Annotated in this window: 20 protein-coding genes; 8 read left to right on the forward strand and 12 right to left on the reverse strand. The window is 59.8% G+C overall.

What is annotated here, in order from left to right:
• Nucleotides 1-24: 24 nt before the first annotated feature.
• The 5 genes from ACFWW4_RS04430 to ACFWW4_RS04450 all read right to left on the reverse strand — a co-directional run bounded on the left by ACFWW4_RS04430 (nt 25) and on the right by ACFWW4_RS04450 (nt 3,684).
• Nucleotides 25-432, reverse strand: coding sequence for a hypothetical protein (locus ACFWW4_RS04430; RefSeq protein ID WP_411889760.1), 408 nt, complete (start codon nt 430-432; stop codon nt 25-27).
• A gap of 140 nt (nt 433-572) precedes the next feature.
• A complete protein-coding gene (locus ACFWW4_RS04435) occupies nt 573-1,112 on the reverse strand; it encodes a DUF4167 domain-containing protein (RefSeq protein WP_411889761.1) in 540 nt (179 codons plus the stop codon).
• A 203-nt stretch (nt 1,113-1,315) separates the two neighbouring features.
• Nucleotides 1,316-2,182 carry a peptide chain release factor N(5)-glutamine methyltransferase gene (gene prmC / locus ACFWW4_RS04440; RefSeq protein WP_411889762.1) on the reverse strand — a complete coding sequence of 289 codons (867 nt, stop codon included), beginning with the start codon at nt 2,180-2,182 and terminating at the stop codon, nt 1,316-1,318.
• The gene (gene prfA, locus ACFWW4_RS04445; RefSeq protein ID WP_411889763.1) at nt 2,179-3,234 is read right to left on the reverse strand and encodes a peptide chain release factor 1; all 1,056 of its coding nucleotides are present in this window, start codon (nt 3,232-3,234) and stop codon (nt 2,179-2,181) included. The genes prmC and prfA overlap by 4 nt, the downstream gene beginning before the upstream one ends.
• An 18-nt stretch (nt 3,235-3,252) precedes the next feature.
• Nucleotides 3,253-3,684 carry a DUF1499 domain-containing protein gene (locus ACFWW4_RS04450; RefSeq protein WP_411889764.1) on the reverse strand — a complete coding sequence of 144 codons (432 nt, stop codon included), beginning with the start codon at nt 3,682-3,684 and terminating at the stop codon, nt 3,253-3,255.
• Nucleotides 3,685-3,842: 158 nt separating this feature from the next.
• Here ACFWW4_RS04450 and ACFWW4_RS04455 point away from each other — a divergent pair, with 158 nt between their 5' ends.
• The gene (locus ACFWW4_RS04455; protein ID WP_411889765.1) at nt 3,843-4,127 is read left to right on the forward strand and encodes an SH3 domain-containing protein; all 285 of its coding nucleotides are present in this window, start codon (nt 3,843-3,845) and stop codon (nt 4,125-4,127) included.
• A gap of 27 nt (nt 4,128-4,154) precedes the next feature.
• Here the strand turns inward: ACFWW4_RS04455 and ACFWW4_RS04460 are convergent, their stop codons facing one another.
• From ACFWW4_RS04460 to ACFWW4_RS04475, 4 genes are all read right to left on the reverse strand, one after another.
• On the reverse strand, nt 4,155-4,973 hold the full coding sequence (locus ACFWW4_RS04460) for a DUF2189 domain-containing protein (RefSeq protein ID WP_411889766.1): 819 nt from the start codon (nt 4,971-4,973) through the stop codon (nt 4,155-4,157).
• A 69-nt stretch (nt 4,974-5,042) separates the two neighbouring features.
• Nucleotides 5,043-5,984 (reverse strand): agmatinase, encoded by a 942-nt coding sequence (speB, locus tag ACFWW4_RS04465; protein ID WP_411889767.1) that lies wholly within the window; start codon nt 5,982-5,984, stop codon nt 5,043-5,045.
• Entirely contained in the window at nt 5,984-6,952 is a 969-nt protein-coding gene (gene speB / locus ACFWW4_RS04470; protein WP_411889768.1) for an agmatinase, read from the reverse strand. Before speB (ACFWW4_RS04470) ends, speB (ACFWW4_RS04465) begins: the two co-directional genes overlap by 1 nt.
• A 62-nt stretch (nt 6,953-7,014) precedes the next feature.
• Nucleotides 7,015-8,172, reverse strand: a complete 1,158-nt coding sequence (locus tag ACFWW4_RS04475; RefSeq protein WP_411889769.1) for a M20 aminoacylase family protein — start codon at nt 8,170-8,172, stop codon at nt 7,015-7,017.
• A 242-nt stretch (nt 8,173-8,414) separates the two neighbouring features.
• On the opposite strand from ACFWW4_RS04475, the gene mazG reads away from it, so the two are divergent.
• The 6 genes from mazG (at nt 8,415) to ACFWW4_RS04505 (ending at nt 14,371) form a co-directional block, all read left to right on the forward strand.
• A complete protein-coding gene (gene mazG / locus ACFWW4_RS04480) occupies nt 8,415-9,236 on the forward strand; it encodes a nucleoside triphosphate pyrophosphohydrolase (protein WP_411889770.1) in 822 nt (273 codons plus the stop codon).
• Nucleotides 9,237-9,316: 80 nt separating this feature from the next.
• Nucleotides 9,317-10,321 carry a Fe(3+) ABC transporter substrate-binding protein gene (locus ACFWW4_RS04485; protein ID WP_411889771.1) on the forward strand — a complete coding sequence of 335 codons (1,005 nt, stop codon included), beginning with the start codon at nt 9,317-9,319 and terminating at the stop codon, nt 10,319-10,321.
• A gap of 107 nt (nt 10,322-10,428) precedes the next feature.
• The gene (locus ACFWW4_RS04490; protein WP_411889772.1) at nt 10,429-11,421 is read left to right on the forward strand and encodes an autotransporter outer membrane beta-barrel domain-containing protein; all 993 of its coding nucleotides are present in this window, start codon (nt 10,429-10,431) and stop codon (nt 11,419-11,421) included.
• Between the two features lie 155 nt (nt 11,422-11,576).
• Complete coding sequence (locus ACFWW4_RS04495) at nt 11,577-12,566, forward strand: autotransporter domain-containing protein (protein ID WP_411889773.1); 990 nt, start codon at nt 11,577-11,579, stop codon at nt 12,564-12,566.
• 103 nt (nt 12,567-12,669) lie between these two features.
• Nucleotides 12,670-13,584: a transferrin-binding protein-like solute binding protein gene (locus ACFWW4_RS04500; protein WP_411889774.1), complete on the forward strand. Its 915-nt coding sequence runs from the start codon at nt 12,670-12,672 to the stop codon at nt 13,582-13,584.
• A 58-nt stretch (nt 13,585-13,642) separates the two neighbouring features.
• Entirely contained in the window at nt 13,643-14,371 is a 729-nt protein-coding gene (locus tag ACFWW4_RS04505; RefSeq protein ID WP_411889775.1) for an SDR family NAD(P)-dependent oxidoreductase, read from the forward strand.
• 158 nt (nt 14,372-14,529) lie between these two features.
• Here ACFWW4_RS04505 and ACFWW4_RS04510 read toward each other — a convergent pair whose 3' ends face one another.
• From ACFWW4_RS04510 to ACFWW4_RS04520, 3 genes are all read right to left on the reverse strand, one after another.
• Nucleotides 14,530-15,387, reverse strand: coding sequence for an aminoglycoside phosphotransferase family protein (locus ACFWW4_RS04510; RefSeq protein WP_411889776.1), 858 nt, complete (start codon nt 15,385-15,387; stop codon nt 14,530-14,532).
• 218 nt (nt 15,388-15,605) lie between these two features.
• On the reverse strand, nt 15,606-17,414 hold the full coding sequence (locus ACFWW4_RS04515; protein ID WP_411889777.1) for an ABC-F family ATP-binding cassette domain-containing protein: 1,809 nt from the start codon (nt 17,412-17,414) through the stop codon (nt 15,606-15,608).
• Nucleotides 17,415-17,423: 9 nt separating this feature from the next.
• A complete protein-coding gene (locus tag ACFWW4_RS04520) occupies nt 17,424-18,128 on the reverse strand; it encodes a GNAT family N-acetyltransferase (protein WP_411889778.1) in 705 nt (234 codons plus the stop codon).
• Nucleotides 18,129-18,202: 74 nt separating this feature from the next.
• On the opposite strand from ACFWW4_RS04520, the gene msrB reads away from it, so the two are divergent.
• Nucleotides 18,203-18,601, forward strand: coding sequence for a peptide-methionine (R)-S-oxide reductase MsrB (msrB, locus tag ACFWW4_RS04525; protein WP_411889779.1), 399 nt, complete (start codon nt 18,203-18,205; stop codon nt 18,599-18,601).
• The last annotated feature ends 1 nt before the right edge of the window (nt 18,602 follow it).

Here is an 18,602-nt window from a genome sequence, read left to right on the forward strand (position 1 = left end):
CGGACCTGATCCGGGACCTCATACTCAGCCGCCGGGATGAGCGTTGAGCCAGTCGACAACCTCCACCCGCGTCCTGAGCCGCACCACCGGGATAACCACCCCATCCAACCCCGCTTCAATCGCCCCGCGAAACCGGTCACCGCCTGTCAACGCGCGCCAGGCAAACCGCCACTGCCGTAAACCGGGCCAATCACGATTACCCGGCGGATGTTCCGGGCGCACACGTCCGGCATAGCGCAGGCTACGGCGTATAATCCGCCAGAATCGCAAACCGGCCGACATATCCAGCCAGATCACCAGATCGGCACGCGCCAGAACCTCTGGAATTAACACCGATGGCCCGCCCCCTAGCACCCAACGCTCCGCCGAAATGCGATCAACAATATCAGCCCGCACCTCGGCACGGGGGCGCTGGACCCAACCAGTCTTCAAGGCCAAAGCATCCTTACAAATCGCCGGCGCGCCCATACGATCCGACAGCTGCCGCGCAAACCAGGTCTTTCCCGCACCATTCGCACCCACAACCACCACCCTGCAAAAAGAAAGCCCCCCGAAATCGGAGGGCTGATCTATCACTCTGCGGCTTCTGGGGCGCTGTCACCCCCCGGGTTGTCCCCCTCATCGGGGTTCGGACGCGGCTTGCGTGGCGGGCGGGGTTTGCGGGCCCGCTGCGGCTTGGGTTTTTCTTCCGGCGTTTCCACCAGACCGCTATCCTGCTCGGGGATATCAACCGCTGGCTGATCCATCGTGGCCGGGTCATTGGCCGCGGCTTCCTGTACTTTCAGGCGTTCATTGCGTTCGCGATCACGTTCGGCCTGACGCTGACGGTTCTGTTCTTCCTGCTCTTCGCGCTTGGCATCCACCTCGCGCTGCGCCTCGGCCAGCATCCTTGTGTAGTGCTCGGCATGCTGAGCAAAGTTTTCGGCATCCACCCGGTCACCCGACAAAAACGCATCGCGGTGCAACTGATTATACTTCTCGATGATCTGCTGCGGGGTGCCGCGCACCTTGCCATCAGGACCCGAGCTGTCAAACACCCGGTTGATGATATTCCCGCCCGAGGGCCGGTTGTTGCGGTTCTTATTCCGCGACCGTGACTTCGATGATCTCATTGATATGCTTTCAAGCCTTTGGCTGTCGTTTCGCTGACCGTGCATCACGCCTTATGCGTGTCTCAAAAATATGGCCTTGCGATGTTTTGGCGGCAAATCGGCGGAGAGGTCCGAACGGCCCTCGTTCCTGCTGATGCCATTGAATAAGCATGGCAGGCCACGCAAGACAAGCATAAATTGGTCGAAATGCAGGTTTTTGCCACTTATCGGCGGGTTGCCGCGTCAAATCCCACCATTTGGCCCGCGACCACCCGGTCCCGCCCGTCCAGATCGGGAATGACCGTCACGTTCCGCAAATCGGCATCCCGCATCAGTTGCCCCACCGCATGTCCCTGTGTCGGGCCGATTTCAAGCAAAAGCGATGCGCCCGGCATCAAGGCCGGGATTGCCTGCGCGATGATCGCCCGATAGGCCGACAACCCATCACCCTCATCCGTCAGCGCCATGCGCGGCTCAAACCCGCGCACTTCGGGCGACAGGTCGGCCATTTCATCCGCCGCAATGTAAGGCGGGTTCGATACGATCAGGTCAAAGGGCTGCGGAATGGACGCCATCCAGTCGCTTTGCACAAATGTGGCACGATCATCGACACCATGACGGCGGGCATTCCGCTCGGCGACCGCCAGCGCGGCGGCAGAGACATCACCCCCGACACCAATCGCATGCGGCATCTCGGCCAGAAGCGTTACCAGAATGCAGCCCGACCCAGTGCCAAGATCGAGAACCCGAGCAAAGTTATTGCGCAACGCCGCGTCGATCAGTGTTTCGGTTTCAGGACGCGGATCAAGCACATCTGCTGTGACCTCAAAACTGCGACCATAAAACTCTCGCGTGCCGATCAGGTGGGACACAGGCTCGCGGGCCGCACGGCGCGAAATCAGCAGATAAAACCGGTCTCGCACCTCGTCGGTCACAGGTTCGGGCAAGGTCAGGGTCAGCCGCCACGCCTCAACCCCTGACGCATAGGCAAACAGCTTGCGGGCATCGCGCGCCGCATCCGGCACACCGGCATCACTCAGGGTTTTGGTCGCTGCAAGCAGCATCTGGCTGCCTGTCAGCGGGCGGGTCACGCGCCCATCTCGGCCAACAGCGTGGCCTGCGCATCGGCTTGCAATGCGTTGATAACCTCATCCAGATCGCCCTGCATCACCTGTCCCAGCGAATAAAGCGTCAGGTTGATCCGGTGATCCGTCATCCTGCCCTGCGGAAAGTTGTAGGTGCGAATGCGCTCCGACCGGTCACCAGACCCCACCTGCGATTTCCGATCGGCAGAGCGCTCGCTATCGACCCGCTGACGTTCCAGATCAAACAGCCGAGTTTTCAAGACCTGCATCGCAATCTCGCGGTTACGATGCTGCGATTTTTCGGAGCTCACCACGATGATCCCCGTCGGCTCATGCAGGATACGCACCGCTGAATCGGTCGTGTTGACATGCTGGCCACCCGACCCGGACGCCCGCATCGTATCAATCCGGATGTCAGCCGGGTTGATTTCGATATCCACATCCTCTGCCTCCGGCAGCACCGCAACGGTCGCGGCGGATGTGTGAATACGGCCCCCGCTTTCCGTCTCCGGCACACGTTGGACGCGATGCACACCGCTCTCGTATTTCATCCTGGCAAAGACACCATCGCCCGCAATCCGCGCGACAACTTCCTTGATACCGCCCAACTCTGTCTGACTTTCTTCCAGAATCTCGAAACGCCAGCCCTGCTTTTCGGCATAGCGCTGATACATCCGCAGCAGATCAGCCGCGAATAGCGATGCCTCATCACCGCCCGTACCAGGTCGGATTTCCAGCAGCGCCGGACGGGCATCGGCCGCGTCCTTAGGCAACAGCGCCAGCTGCACATCATGCTCGGACGCTTCCAGTTGCGCCTTCAACTCCGGCAGTTCCGCCTCGGCCAGTTCCTTCATCTCCGGGTCGGCCAGCATCGCCTCGGCATCAGCGATCTGGCTGACCAGATCCTTGTAGGCCGTCACGGTCTCCACCACGGGGCGCAATTCAGCATATTCGCGGCCCAACGCGGCAATCTCGGACCCTGCCGCGCCATCAGCCATCTTCGCCTCCAGAAACTGGAAACGGTCAATGATCTGTTCGATTTTTTCAGGCGCTATCATAGGGCACCGATTGGCGCATCACAGCGGCTCGGTCAAGGGGCCAAGCGTTTCCAGCCAGCCCGCGATCCGGGCGCGGTTGACCCCCAGATCCGACCGGCCAAAGCGCAGGCGACCATAGATCACCAAAAGGTCCCCCTGCACCGTCACCGTCGTATGATCGGGAAAACCCATGACCAGCGAACGGCTCTGAAATGTCATCATACCCTCATCCACACTGCCCTTGATCAGCCGGGTGCGCGGCGTGGCCAGCGCACGCTGCTCCACCGCCTTCAACACTTCATCGGCGGGGGCCGTGATGCGGCGGACCGACAAAAACCCACCTTCCTCAGACGTATCGCCCGGCTCCGCCATATCCGGCAATTTGTGCCAGCGTGCCGCGTTGGTCGGCGCAAGCCGGATATAGGCCACAACCACAAGCACCAATACCAACAGAAAGGCTAGAATACGCATGGATCGGCATCGCTCCTTCAGCTCGGTGCATGTAAAACAGGTCTATGCGCTGTGTACGCATTCTGCGCGCGGGCTGCCAGCCCAAACCATGCCGCAAGAACAGACTGGGCTTTGGGCAATGGCCGCGCTATCGAAGGCAAAACAAAAAAGGTCATATCATGCAGCGCCAAACCCTTAGCACACTCTTTGCCCTCACTCTGTCCGCTGGCTGCGCCACGCTTGGCACAGACAGGGTCGTTGTCACCGGCACTGGCGATGAATTGCTGAAACTGCGATCCGGCCCCAGCCTTGGCTTCAACATCATCATGGGCCTGCCAGAGGGCACCGAACTCAACCGGCGAACCTGCGTGACCGAAGTCGGCCAACTCTGGTGCGAGGTCTCCCTCGCCGACGCGCCAGAGGTCAGCGGCTACGTCTCGGCCGATTATCTGACCGGCAGGTAGTGTCGGGCTGAAGACCCGCTACAAGGATCATCCCTCCGCCGGGGTCACAGCCCGCTGATAAAGATGCCATGTGGTGTGCCCAAGGATCGGCAGCGTGAAAATCAGGCCCAGAAATGCCGGAACCAACGACAACAGCATGGTGACCGTGATAATCGCCGCCCATCCCAGCATGACCGCCGGATTTTCCTGAACAACACGGAGCGACGTCAGCATCGCAGAAATGAAATCGATGTCCCGGTCCAGCAACATAGGCATGGCCACTACCGTCAACGAAAAAAGCACAGCGGACAGAAACGCACCAACACAGGTGCCAATGGCAAGGAAAGTCCAGCCTTCGGATGTGAAGAACACGGTGTTCACAAACCCGTCCAAATCCGAAAAGGACGCATTCTGCAGCACGATCACCAACACGGTTCGAAACTGGTAAAACCACACCCATAAGATGAACAGCGTGACAAAGGCCATCCAGCCCATCTCGCGCTTGCGTTGCCGGGCCATGACGGAAAGGATGTCCGACCAGCCAAAGCTCTCCCCCTTCTGCAACCGGCGAGACATTTCATAAAGCCCGGCGGCCGCAAACGGGGCCACCAGCGGAAAGGCGATCGCGGCGGGAATGACCATCCAGACCTCGCCAAGCCAGAATAGGACCCAAACAAACAGAATGCCGAACAGCGCATAGAACAGACCGAAAAAGCCGCTCATGACCGGGCGTGCCAGAAAGTCGGAAAATCCGGCCTTCAGTGCCTCCGCGATATCATTTGCCGTCACCTTGTTGACGGCGGGCCTGCCCGGCTGCTGCGGCGTCAGATTGCCTTGTGGTTTGGAACCTGCGGTCTTGGATGTCATCACACATACCTCCCCCGCGTATCAGTCTGCATCAGGTGCGGTATTGGGGCAAGGTGGCGCTTTGCACAGCTACCGATACGGCACACCCGGGAGGATCGACAGCATCTCGAACATCAGGTTCGCCCCGGTCAGCGCAGTATTCCCCGACGGATCATAAGGCGGCGAAACCTCCACCAGATCACAACCGACGATATTCAGCCCGCGCAGCCCCCGGATCAGTTCCATCGCCTGCGGCGTGGTCAGTCCGCCAATCTCCGGCGTCCCCGTCCCAGGGGCATAGGCCGGATCAAGACTGTCGATATCATAGGTGACATAGGTCTTCTGATCGCCAATCTTTGCCTTGATTTCAGCGGCCAGCGGGGTCAGCGACTTATGCCACAACTGCGGCGCCAGATACTGGTTGAACCCCCACCCGGCAGCCTCGGTAAAATCATCCACCGTGTACCCGGTGCCGCGCAACCCGATCTGAAACACCCGGTCCGGCGTGATCAGACCCTCCTCATAGGCCCGCCGAAACACCGTACCATGGGTCTCGCGCTCGCCGAACATCTCGTCATTCACATCCGCATGGGCATCCACATGCACGAGCGCCAGCGGGCCATGCTTCGCCGCGACCGCCCGCAACACCGGCAGCGTCAGGGTATGATCGCCACCCAATGTCATCGGCACGAAATCATGCTTTAAATACGCCGCATAAGCCTCTGTAGCAATACGAATACTCTCACTCAACGAAAACGTATTGATCGGTACATCACCCAGATCGGCACATTGGAGCGCATCAAACGGTGCCGCGCCGGTCTGGATATTATAGGGACGGATCATCGCAGATTGCTCGCGCAGCTGCTTCGGCCCCATCCGGGTGCCCGACCGCCAGGATGTGCCGATATCCATCGGAATCCCGATAAATCCCACATCAAGGCCCGCAGCCGACGCGGCCTCCGGAAGGCGCATGAATGTCTGCGGCCCCGAAAACCGCGCCAGATCATTCCCGCTAATCGGCTGGTTCGGCATCACTTTTTCCTTTTGTTCCAAAGCGCAAGGCAGCAAAGCTCCATCGCCACCTGCGCCCCCGCAATCGCCGTCGCCCCTGTCGTGTCATAAGGCGGCGACACCTCAACCACATCACCACCCACCACATTCACCCCAGCCAGATCGCGCAGGATCGCCGCTGCCTGCCAGCTTGCCAGCCCACCCCAGACCGGGGTGCCGGTACCGGGGGCAAAGGCTGGGTCAAGCGCATCGATATCAAACGTCACATAAGTCGGATGATCGCCCACAATCGCCTTCACACGATCCACGACATAAGCGCTGCCCAATTCATGACAGGTCCGGGCATCAATATAAGGCATCCCCAGATAATCGGCGCATTCCGTGCGTATCCCGATCTGCACGGACCGGGACACATCCACCAACCCGGCCTTGACGGCCTTGTACATGAACGTCCCATGATCGATCCGATCCATATCATCATCAGGCCACAGGTCCGAATGGGCATCGAACTGGATCACCGACATCGGCCCGTACTTGGCGGCATAGGCGCGCAGGATAGGCAAGGTGATGAAATGATCGCCACCCAAGGTCACGGTCCCCGGCCCCGCCGCCAGTATCCCCGCCACATGCGCCTCGACCAGCGCGGGCACACCCGGGACATGGGCATAATCAAACGCCACATCGCCATAATCGATGATGGCAAATTCCGATAGCGGATCAAACCCGTCCCAGCCATAGGGAGGATCATAAGGTTGCAGGCACGACGCCTCGCGGATCGCACGAGGGCCAAACCGCGTCCCTGGGCGATGGGTCACCGCCTGATCGAACGGCACACCGGTCACCACCAGATCCACGCCGGTCAGATCCTTGCTATATGCCCGGCGCAGAAACGACACCGCCCCGCCAAAGGCATTCTCATAGGCCCGCCCCCGCCGGTCAGTCCGCGTAAACGCCAGATCAACCTGCCCCTTTGCATCCTCAAGCGCCATGCGACCCTCTTCTTTCTTCCCAAAATACTCCCCCCGGAGGGATCAAATTTCTAGAAATTTGATTATCCCAGCGGCAACGCCCGCTCCACCAGCCGGGCAAAAAACGACGCACCGGCCGGGGCCGCCGCATCATCAAAATCATAGGCCGGATGATGCAGGCCCGCCGTGTCCCCATTGCCAACAAACAGATAGGCCCCCGGACGCTTCTCCAGCATATAGGCGAAATCCTCCGCCCCCATCTCCCGGCCCGCATCATCAATCACCTCGGCGGCAACCTCGCGGGCCACGTCGGCGGCAAACGCCGTGCGGTCGGAGTCATTAATCGTCGCGGGATAGCCGACCTCATAATCCAGCTCCGCCTGAACACCATAGGCCGCCGCCTGCCCGGCCACGATCTGATCCAGCCGAGCCATGACCATGCCCTGCACCCCGCGTTTGCAGGTGCGAACGGTGCCATTGATATAGGCCGTTTCCGGCACGATATTGTCGGCCGACCCGGTATGTATCTGGGTCACCGACACGACCAGATCATCCTGCGCATAATGATTGCGACTGACGATGGTCTGGATCGCGTTCACCATGCCCACAGCCGCCACAATCGGATCGGCGGTCTCATGCGGCATCGCGCCATGACCGCCCCGGCCGCTGATATTGATATGAAACGTATCGACCGCCGCCATGATCGGCCCCGGCGTGGTGTAAAACGTACCCACCGGCGTGCCGGGCGCATTGTGCAGAGCATAGACCTCGGCAATTTCGAACCGGTCCAGAACCCCCTCATTCACCATCACCTCAGCCCCGCCGCCGCCCTCCTCAGCCGGCTGGAAAATCAGCGCGACGCGGCCCGCAAAATTACGGGTCTCGGTCAGATAACGGGCGGCCCCCAGCAGCATGGTCGTGTGGCCGTCATGCCCACAGGCATGCATCCGGCCTGGCACGGTCGAGGCATAATCCAGACCCGTCACCTCATCCATCGGCAGGGCATCCATATCGGCGCGCAACCCGATGGTCGGACCCCCGCCTGTCCCTTCGATGATGGCAATAACACCGGATGTGGCAATACCCTCATGGATCTCGTCCACACCAAACTCACGCAGACGGTCCACCACGAATGCCGCGGTCTGATGACACTCAAACCGCAACTCGGGATGGGCATGCAAATGCCTGCGCCAGGCGGTCATATCGTCAGCAAAATCAGCGATTCGGTTGATGATGGGCATCAGCAGGTCCCGTCCAGAAAGCAACAGTTCAGTAGCCAAACCATGGCCGGTCTGCGATCCAACAGCAACCGCGAAATCAGTAGCACGACCGCGAAGGCGACATGCTCAACACTTCTGATTTCGCCCCCCTGTCGCCAAAGGCCTCCTTCAATTTTCGGAACCCATTACAGCACCCAAACCTGCCCCGACCCTTGGCGCGGTCCGGCCATTTCGTTAGCGTCGCCTCACGAAAGCGAGGGACCATGACGAACGACAGCCTGATCCACGATACCGATGGCGGCATGCCGCGCCTGCTGGAGATCATGCGCCGCCTGCGCAACCCTGACACTGGCTGCCCCTGGGATATCGAGCAGGATTTCAACACCATCGCCCCCTACACGATCGAAGAGGCTTACGAGGTCGCCGACGCCATCGCCCGCAGCGACTGGACCGAACTCGAAGGCGAGCTTGGCGATCTGCTGCTGCAAACGGTCTACCACACTCAGATGGGCGAAGAGGCCGGGCATTTCACCTTTGACACCGTGGTCAAGGCGATCAGCGACAAGATGGTCGCCCGCCACCCGCATGTCTTTGGTGACGAAAGCCGGGACAAATCCGCTGAACAGCAAACCGCCGACTGGGAAAAGATCAAGGCCACCGAACGGGCCGGCAAAAAACAGACGCGCACATTGGACGGGGTTGCGATCGGCCTGCCCGCCCTGACCCGGGCGGTCAAACTGCAGAAGCGGGCAGCACGGGTCGGGTTCGACTGGCCCGACACAACCCATGTGATCGACAAGATCGTCGAAGAAGCAGGTGAACTGGTCGAAGCCCGCAACACCCTGTCACAGCAGGAAATTGAGGAAGAATTCGGCGATCTTCTCTTTGTCGTGGCCAATCTGGCGCGGCATCTGGATATCGACCCAGAGGCGGCCCTGCGCAGCGCAAATGCCAAATTCACAAGGCGTTTCGCCGCCGTTGAAGACGCGCTGGCCGACAAGGGGCGCAGCCCGGCGCAAAGTGATTTGGCCGAGATGGATGCGCTCTGGGACGCGGTGAAGGCACAGGAAAAAGCCGCGGAATAATGCCCGACTAATTTATTCAGGTATTGACCTGACCAAAAGAGTCGGATTTATAGCAAGCATCATTAACCGGAGCTTGGAAAATGTCTTTGCGTACTCTTCTTCTTGCCACTACATGCGCTGCCGTCGCCACCCCCGCGCTGGCCGATGTCAATGTCTACACAACCCGCCAGCCAGAGCTGATCCAGCCGGTGATGGATGCGTTCACCGCCGAAACCGGAATCGCCGTCAATCTTGCCTTTGTTGATGACGGCCTCGTTGAACGGCTGCGCGCCGAAGGCGCACGGTCCCCCGCCGATCTGGTGATGACGGTCGATATCGCCAACCTCAAACAGATCGTCGATGCGGGTGTTATTCAGCCTGTCGAAAGCGAGGTTCTGACCAACGCCATCCCCGCTGCCCTGCGCAGCGACGAAAACCTGTGGTTTGGTCTGACCACACGCGCGCGGATCGTCTATGCCTCCAATGACCGCGTGGCCGAAGGCGAAGTGACAACTTACGAAGACCTCGCCTCCAACAAATGGGAAGGCCGGATTTGCACCCGCTCGGGCCTGCATAACTACAACCTCGCACTGATGTCCGCCGTGATCAGCCATGCCGGGGAAGACGCCGCCAAGGATTGGGCGGCTGGCGTACAAAGCAACCTGGCGCGCAAACCCGAAGGCAATGACCGGGCGCAGGTCAAGGCAATCTGGGCCGGCGAATGCGATATCAGCCTGGGCAACACCTACTACATGGGCAAGATGCTGGAAGACTCCGAACAGACCGAATGGGCCAATTCCGTGCGCATTGTCTTCCCGACATTTGCCGATGGGGGTACCCATGTGAACGTCTCCGGCGTGGCCATGACCAACGCGGCCCCTAACCGGGATGAAGCACTGCAACTGATGGAATTCCTGGTCTCGCCAGAGGCCCAGTCGATCTATGCAGAGCTCAACTATGAATACCCGGTCCTCGAAGGCGCGCCAGTCTCTGATCTGGTCGCAGGCTGGGGTGGTTTCACACCCGATGACACCAGCCTCAGTGAACTGGCGGCCAACCGGCCAACCGCCTTGCGGATCATGGAAGAAGTGAACTTCGACGGCTAACGACGGCCCCATAAGTCACATAGCGGAAACAAAACCGCCTAAAGAATTGATTTTACCCCCCATTTCGCGGACAATCGCCGCATTCTAGTAAATGGAGGGGTAAAATCATGACCCGCTTGTTTAAGACATTTTCATCAACTGCACTTATGGCCGCCCTTTGGTTTGGCGGCGCCACCTCTGCGGTCGCGCAATGTACCGACCTCATCCGCGGAGAGGAAAACGAACCGGATATTGAGGCATCGAGTTGCTACACCGGCAGCCGGGCGGTCGCCATTATCAGCGAACAGCCCGATGTGCTGGCCCGCCGCGCAGCGCAGAATTTCGGCATCGAAGCAACACAGAACACAGATGCGGACCTTGGCGGTTATTCCGGACCGCTGTGGGCCACGCTGAGCGGGCGCTGGTCAACACGCGACGATGCTGACCTCGATCTGGGGATCGCCACCATCGGCAGTGACATCTTCGTGGGGGAAACGACGATCCTCGGCGTCATGCTGCAGAACGATTTCTCATTTCAGGACGGTCCAACCGGCAACAGCTATGACGCCACGGGTTACATGCTCGGCGTCTATGGCATCGTACAAAGCGGACCGCTGAATTTCGACGCGCGATTGCTGGCGGGGCAGTCCAAAACCGATGTCAGCGGCGGCGGTAACCGGGCAGATGATGTCGAAAGCACACGTTGGCTCGCCACCGTTCAGATGTCCGGACAAAACCAGTTCGACAATGGCAACTTTCTAGTGCCCCATATCAGCGTTGGCTGGTTCGAGGACGAGATGGACGCCTACACACTCGGCTTCACGAATGTGGCAGAGGAAAAGGTCAGCTATGGTCAGGCTGATATCGGGGGCACCCTGCTGATCCCGGTCACGCTGGGCGCTACAGATGGCAATCTGCTTCTGGCCGCCAGCGGGATCAAAGGGTTCGGGGCCGATGGCGACGACCAGATTCCCGATGACCTGCGCGGACGCGTCGACCTTGGGCTGGAACTCTTCCGGGCCGATGCCTGGTCCGTATCCGGCAAGATCTTCGCCGACGGGCTGGGCCAGGACGAATATGAGGCATTCGGCGCAGATTTCGGCGTTATGCTCTGGTTCTGATCCACGAAACCCCGTCGCAACAGCACACCCCGCGCCGCCGCGCGGGGTCCTCAGACAATACTGGCAAAAATCCGCTCAAATAGAGCATGGACATTGCACCGCCAGCACAATCATAGATAGCAGTGGAAAGTATATTTTCGGGTGGGGTCCCCTTTATGAAGCTTTCCAGCATTCTGCTACATTCGACACTTGTCTTGTTCGTTTCCATCGGGGTCGGCGCACCGGCCATGGCTCAGGAAGTAGAGCCGAAGTCCCAGCAACAAATCTCTCAGGAAAAATCAACCGGGACATTTCTGGGTTCGCGGATTTCAAACATCCTGTTCAGCCAGTCAGATCGGCTAACGCGCCCGGAAGATTTCGGCGATGACATTCAGACAACACAAGGCGCCGGGGTGGCCGATCTCGAAGGTTATTCCGGGCCCATCTGGGTTTCTCTCAGCGCGCGCCGGTCGACACTACGAGGTGACGATATGGACCTGGACATCGTTACCGTCGGTGGCGATGTGATCAGCGCACCGGATGGTATTTTCGGTGTCATGTTTCAGGGCGATGTTTCGACCCAGGATGCCACCGATGGCGGCAGCTTCGATGCAACGGGCTATATGGCTGGCTTTTACGGGATCAGCCAACTCGGCAGCGTCACGTTTGATCTGCGCTTGTCGGCAGGCGAAACCAGCAACGACATCAGCAATTTCGGTGCCCGTGTCGACGATGTAAAAAGCGAACGCTGGCTTGCTGCATTCCAGGTACTCAGCACAGAGGAGCTGCCAAATGGCGTTCTTCTGGTGCCCAATGGCGGTTTCAGCTGGTTCGAAGACCGGATGGAGGCCTATACCATCGGCGCCACACCGGTCGAAGAAGAAACGATCCGCTATGGCCAGGCAAATTTCGGTAGCCGTGCCTTCATTCCGATCTCGCTCGGGGCGACACAGGGCGATGTCATTCTTGCAGCAAGCACCATCTACGGGTTCGGGCCATCCGCCGGTGAGGAGGTTCCCGAAGGCGTGCGGGCCCGCCTCGACCTCGGGGTTGAATTCTATAATGCGGACGTATGGCAGGCCTCGGCCGGGGTCTTTTTCGATGGTGTCGGACTGGAAGAATACGAAGCCACCGGGCTGGATCTGGGCGTAACCCTCTGGTTCTGATCAAAGCAATCCCAAAAGAGGCTACAGAATAAAGCCGCCCACTCGCGCGTAACCCTGATGACAACCCGGCCTTCCGCCGCAAGATCATCGAAAGGGTAAACGCATGACCAGATCACTGACGCTCACCGGCGCACTCCTGACACTCGCCGCCTGTAGTGGCGGAGACGTAACTCAACCACCAGGTTTCTTCTTCGGCAGCAACGATCCGGACACCGGCGGCAACGGGCTAGGCTACGCAGATGATGCCAGCCAACTCAACGAACTTGACGGGCAAACCAGCAAGCTCCGCATGGTACGCTATGTGCGCGACCCCAATACGGGTGCCGCCCGGTTTCTGACCACCGACGACGTGCTTGAACAGATCGACAGCGAAAATTTCACTGTCAGCTTTGCCGATGAAACGATCACCTTCGTGGAGCGAGAGGCATTTCGGGCGGACGGATCATCAATCCGCAGCCGAACACTTGACGGCAACTTCGCCCAGGTCTTGGAATTTAACAGCGGCGCTTCCGTCAATCCGGTGAATGAGGAAACCGTCGGCTATACCATCGTCGGATTTGAAACCGACCCGGCCGAGATTGCCGGTACCACCGGTCGCGTGTTCTACACCGGCACGTCATTCTATGCAGGCACCGTATCCGATCTTGATGGCAACGTTCTAGACGACGGCTTTCGCGGCAGCACCAGCGCTTTCTTCGAAGCCGATTTCGGTAGCGGCAACATCACCGGATCCTACACCATCGATCTCGAAGACGAGACGTCAGTATCCCGAGAGGTGTTTGAACTTGAACTGGCACCCACCGCAATCATCGGAAACGGCTTTGCCGGCGATCTGACAGTGGCCAATTGCGGGGCCGGTTTCACCTGTACGTCCGCATCGGAAATCGGCGGCGTTTTCTACGGGCCACAGGCCGACAATATCGGCGGCATTGTCGGGTTTGACATCACCAAACAGAACGCCAACGGAAACGGCATCGCCGTTGTCGGTGCGGGTGGTTTTGTGGCGGGGCTCGACTGATCGCAACTTCACTTTCCCCTCATGCTCAGGCACCTTGCCCCAAACAGGAGGGGCCAGCATGGACATCACACAAACCCGCGCCATCGTCACCGGTGGCGCCTCCGGCCTCGGGGCCGCCACCGCCAAAGGGCTGATGGAGGCGGGCGCACTTGTCACAATCTTCGACCAGAACCCCGGTGGGGCAAGCTATGCCAATGAAATCGGCGCCTATTTCGCGCAGGTCGACGTGACCGATGAAGACAGCGTGCAAAAGGGTCTCGACAACGCCGTCGGCGCGATGGGCGGGCTGAACGCAGCCATCAACTGCGCCGGCATCGCCACCGCCGAAAAGACACTTGGCCGCGACGGCCCACACACCCAGGCCAGCTTCAACCGGACCATCAACATCAACCTGAACGGCACGTTCAACGTGGCCCGCCTCGCGGCCGCGCGCATGACCGACGGCGGCGTTATCATCAACACCGCCTCTGTCGCTGCATTCGACGGGCAAAAAGGGCAAAGCGCCTACGCCGCCTCAAAGGCTGGCATCGCCGGGTTGTCGCTGCCCATGGCGCGCGACCTTGCGCGCAACAAGATCCGGGTCACGGCCATCGCCCCCGGCATCTTCCGGACCCCCATGCTCGAAGGTCTGGGGCAAGAGGTCATGGACACCCTCGCCGCCGACGTCATCTACCCCGCCAGGCTCGGCGACCCATCCGAATTCGCCGCCCTCGCCCTGTTCATCATCCAATGCGACTACCTGAACGGCACGACAATCCGGCTGGATGGAGCACTGCGGATGCCGTAATAGCGACCTTCAGGCATTTCCGTCGGATACACGCCACCACGGCCCGGTTTGCAGACAAACCACGCCTCTCCAGCCACGGCCAAAGCGGGTGCGTGACGGCCGCTATGGTTCGTTCTCGTGCTCGGTTATTCACGGCAACCGTTGCCCCGTCATTATTGCTACTTGTCTGACAAATCCAAAATGGCCCTGATGTAGGGCCTCATGTGCTGTATTCGCTCTGCGTTGCGCTCGCGACGAAAAAGTGCCAACGAAAACATCACGGCACCCCACTGAATGACACGTTCTGGACTGGCGTCGATTGATGCGGCCATGACTGACGCGCGATGCTCGATACAAGCAATGAAATCTTGAACCGCCACGTTCTCGACAGAAGGCGCCAATGATCTGGAGAACTCAAATGTAGGGTCTCCGCGCAATCCTTTGGGATCTATCAGACGTGGGCCATTTGGGCTGAGGATGACATTCTGGTACAAAAGGTCGCCATGGATGACGCACTCAGTTTTTGTTGAGCTAATCAACCTTCTTTGAAGTGCCAATACGCGCTGCAGGTCTCCGTCTTTCTCAGGGTCAGGATATCGCTTGAAGAGTGATTTCAGATCTCGCTCCAGCTTGTACACAACACGCGTGTAGATGATGGGCCACTTGAAGTTGGTTCGCCTCACAGCCCCTGCAACTTCAGCCAGATACGCCGTTGCCTGTTTGTCCGCACCATCGGCCACGATTTCATCAAGTGAGGGACCTTCCAGCCACTCCATCAAGACGGCCGTTCGGAAGGTGCTGACCCGGTGGATCCGGACACCAACGTTTGGTTCAAGGCTGCGCAGAAACGTGTTTGCTGCGCCCTCGCCTGAAGCCCCAAGTTGCTTATACAATTTGAGCGCGACCGGTCCCTCTGATCCCGTCGCCTTATACACAATGGCCCGCTTCGTATCTGCAACACGGTGCTGCAGCGTCAGGTTCCAGCGGGCAGCCACAATCTGTGCCGCGTTTTTTCGTGTCTCGATCACAAATTTCATTGAGTGGTTCCCAATAGCATATCAATTGCTACTCAATGCGCATCTACTTGGTTCCAGCAAAAAGAGCAAAAAGGAACCCGAATTTCCGGCTTTCGCATTGCTCGCATGGATCTACACCGTGAGAGACCGTAGCTCTATTACTTGCTCTATACTGGCTGAAAAAACGCTCCTTGCGCCATGATGCAGGTGCCGCACCCCAGTAGCTTTTCATACGGCTCTCATCCGGCCTTCTCCTCCAGCATCAGCCATTCATCCTCTGCCGCCGCCAGCGCCTCTTGCCGCTGTACCAGCGCATCTGTGGCCTTCTGAAACTTCACCGGTTCGCGGGTGAACAACTCCGGGTCCGCCAGCAACGCTTCCAGCTTCGCAATCTCCGCCCCCAACCGGTCGATCACACCGGGCAGCTCCTCCAAACGGTGCCTTTCGGTAAACGACAACCCCGGCGCCACCTGCTTCTTTTCCGCCGGTTTTTCCTTCTTCGCCAGCGGCTTGGTCGCCACAGCTGCCTCCGCAAAGTCTCCACCCCGCTGTGCACGATAATCCGACCAGCCGCCTGCATAGACCACCGCCTGCCCGTTGCCTTCCATCGCAATCGTGGTCGTCGCCACCCGGTCCAGGAAATCCCGGTCGTGGCTGACCAGCAGGACCGTCCCGTCATACTCACCAAGGATATCCTGTAGCAAATCCAGCGTTTCGATATCCAGATCGTTGGTCGGCTCATCGAGCACTAGCAGGTTGCTTTCCCGCGCCATCAGACGCGCCAGCAGCAACCGGGCCTTTTCGCCCCCTGACAGTGACCGGACCGGCGCGCGCGCCTGCGCCTCGTCAAACAGAAATTCCTTCAGATAACCCACCACATGTTTCGGCTGCCCGCGCACCATGATCTGATCGGACTTGCCGGACACACCCAGTTCAGGATCGGTGGCAAGATTCTCCCACAACGACATTTCCGGGTTTAGCGCCGCGCGGTTCTGATCGAACACCGCGATATCCAGATTGGTGCCCAGCTTGACCCGCCCTTCATCCGGTTCAACCTGCCCCAGCAACATCTTGATCAGCGTTGTTTTTCCAACACCGTTCGGCCCGACAAAGGCAATCCGATCACCGCGCTGCACTGTCAGATCAAAGTCGCGCACGATCTGCTTGCCTTCGAAGGCTTTCGTCAGCCCAAACGCCTCCATCACCTTGCGCCCGGACACTTGCCCGCCCTCAAACGACATGGCCGCCGTACCCTGCCGCTTGATCTGGCTCGCCCGCTCCGCACGCAACTCCTGCAAGGCGCGCACCCGGCCCTGATTGCGCTTGCGCCGGGCAGAAATCCCCTCGACCGCCCACCTCGCCTCAGCTTTGATCTTGCGGTTCAGCTTGTGGCGCTGCTGGTCCTCTTCCTCCCAGATCTTGTCGCGCCATTCCTCGAACCGGTCGAACCCCTGTTCGGCCCGGCGGACCTGCCCACGATCAATCCATAGCGTCGCGCGCGTCAAGGCCCGCAAGAACGCCCGGTCGTGCGAGATCAGCACAAACGCCGCGCGGGTCTGTTTCAACTCATTCTCCAGCCAGGCAATCGCCTCGATATCCAGATGGTTGGTCGGCTCATCCAGCAGCATCAGTTCCGGGGCCTCGGCCATCAGCTTGGCCAGTGCCGCGCGGCGACGCTCGCCGCCCGAAGCGGTCTCAACCGGGCCCGCAGGATCAAATTTCAGCCCTTCGGCCACCATATCGACCTTGTAGGCCTCGTCAGGTTCCAGCCCGCTCGCCGCATAGTCGCCCAGCGTCGCAAACCCCGCCATGGTCGGGTCCTGCTCCATATAGCCAGCCGTCACGCCTGGCGACAAAACGCGCGCGCCGCCATCGGCTTCCACCAGCCCGGCCATCACCTTCATCAAGGTCGATTTGCCCGACCCGTTGCGCCCCACCAACGCCACGCGATCCCCCGGTTGAACCACCAAAGACAGGTCCTCAAACACAGGATCACCCCCGAAAGTGAGCGCGATATCGGACAGTTGAAGTAAAGGAGCACGTGCCATGCCCGCCTGCTATGACAGCACGGGCTCCTGCGCAAGAGCACGCAGCGCGCGGGCACGGGCGGCAGGAACCTTCGCCACCTCCAGACAGGTAAAGACATGCATGGTCCGCATCACCGGATCGATGATCAATTCATCACCCACCCAGCCGCCCATCGCCAGGTACGTGCGCAAAAGCGGCGGCAACGGCCCGTTGCCCGCAGGCGCGCAATCCGCCAAAGGCACGGCATCACATCGCGCAACAGGGCGCAGACCATCCGGCCCGGCAAACCGCCCGAGCCGTGCCAGCGCACGACCGTAAACCACCGGGTCCGTCCCCGCAAAACTGGCGCAACCAAACAGCACCGCGAACCCGGCGGCATCCACATAAGCGGTCAGCGCGCCCCAGACGACCCGCAGGATATCCGCATCCAGCACATCAGGGGCCACGCAGAACCGGCCCACCTCAAGCATCGGCACGCCCAATGCGGCGAGCCCGGTCAAATCATAGAACTGTGCCGCATAGCCATCTGCCCCCTCCAGCAAGCGCAAGGTCGCGACCAACCGACCCACCGGGTCCTCGACCATCACGTGCCGCGCCCGATCATCGAACCCATCCGCGTCAACACCGGCACCGTCAAAGAAACACAGATGCCGCAACCGCTGACAGGCTTGCATATCCTCCTGGCCCGCAGCAAAGCGGACCCGATACCGGCCTGTCTGAAACGGAATTGTCATCACTGATCACCTTGGCGAAGCCACCCCCGCACCCTACGTTAGTCGGCAACACGAGGAAAGGACGTCAAACGCTCATGGACAAAGTTGTCAAATCCGACGCCGAATGGCGCGCGCAACTCTCTGATCTGGCCTACAAAGTCACCCGTAAACACGGCACCGAACGGGCCGGCACGCACGAGGATTTCCCCAAAGAGCCCGGCACCTATATGTGCGTGTGCTGCGGCGCCCCGGTCTTTGACCAGGCGCATAAATTCGACAGCGGCACGGGCTGGCCGTCATTCTACCAACCGCTCGACCCCGACATGGTCGGCGAAACCACGGATCGCAGCTTTTTCATGAAACGAACAGAGGTGCACTGCAACCGCTGCGACGCCCATCTGGGGCATGTGTTCCCAGACGGACCGCAACCGACCGGGCTTCGCTACTGCATCAACGGGGTGGCGCTGGAGTTTGAGCCGGAGGATGACACTTAGG

This window comes from Yoonia sp. SDW83-1 (genome assembly GCF_046762885.1).
Lineage (GTDB): Bacteria > Pseudomonadota > Alphaproteobacteria > Rhodobacterales > Rhodobacteraceae > Yoonia.

Coding starts and splice junctions, on each gene's coding strand:
- ACFWW4_RS04505 (WP_411889775.1), top strand. CDS start 13,643: ATGGACATCACACAAACCCGCGCCATCGTCACCGGTGGCGCCTCCGGC.
- prfA (WP_411889763.1), bottom strand. CDS start 3,234: ATGATAGCGCCTGAAAAAATCGAACAGATCATTGACCGTTTCCAGTTT.
- ACFWW4_RS04490 (WP_411889772.1), top strand. CDS start 10,429: ATGACCCGCTTGTTTAAGACATTTTCATCAACTGCACTTATGGCCGCC.
- ACFWW4_RS04455 (WP_411889765.1), top strand. CDS start 3,843: ATGCAGCGCCAAACCCTTAGCACACTCTTTGCCCTCACTCTGTCCGCT.
- speB (WP_411889768.1), bottom strand. CDS start 6,952: ATGGCGCTTGAGGATGCAAAGGGGCAGGTTGATCTGGCGTTTACGCGG.
- ACFWW4_RS04450 (WP_411889764.1), bottom strand. CDS start 3,684: ATGCGTATTCTAGCCTTTCTGTTGGTATTGGTGCTTGTGGTTGTGGCC.
- ACFWW4_RS04510 (WP_411889776.1), bottom strand. CDS start 15,387: ATGAAATTTGTGATCGAGACACGAAAAAACGCGGCACAGATTGTGGCT.
- ACFWW4_RS04515 (WP_411889777.1), bottom strand. CDS start 17,414: ATGGCACGTGCTCCTTTACTTCAACTGTCCGATATCGCGCTCACTTTC.
- msrB (WP_411889779.1), top strand. CDS start 18,203: ATGGACAAAGTTGTCAAATCCGACGCCGAATGGCGCGCGCAACTCTCT.
- speB (WP_411889767.1), bottom strand. CDS start 5,984: ATGCCGAACCAGCCGATTAGCGGGAATGATCTGGCGCGGTTTTCGGGG.
- ACFWW4_RS04460 (WP_411889766.1), bottom strand. CDS start 4,973: ATGACATCCAAGACCGCAGGTTCCAAACCACAAGGCAATCTGACGCCG.
- ACFWW4_RS04475 (WP_411889769.1), bottom strand. CDS start 8,172: ATGCCCATCATCAACCGAATCGCTGATTTTGCTGACGATATGACCGCC.
- ACFWW4_RS04495 (WP_411889773.1), top strand. CDS start 11,577: ATGAAGCTTTCCAGCATTCTGCTACATTCGACACTTGTCTTGTTCGTT.
- ACFWW4_RS04435 (WP_411889761.1), bottom strand. CDS start 1,112: ATGAGATCATCGAAGTCACGGTCGCGGAATAAGAACCGCAACAACCGG.
- ACFWW4_RS04520 (WP_411889778.1), bottom strand. CDS start 18,128: ATGACAATTCCGTTTCAGACAGGCCGGTATCGGGTCCGCTTTGCTGCG.
- ACFWW4_RS04485 (WP_411889771.1), top strand. CDS start 9,317: ATGTCTTTGCGTACTCTTCTTCTTGCCACTACATGCGCTGCCGTCGCC.
- mazG (WP_411889770.1), top strand. CDS start 8,415: ATGACGAACGACAGCCTGATCCACGATACCGATGGCGGCATGCCGCGC.
- ACFWW4_RS04500 (WP_411889774.1), top strand. CDS start 12,670: ATGACCAGATCACTGACGCTCACCGGCGCACTCCTGACACTCGCCGCC.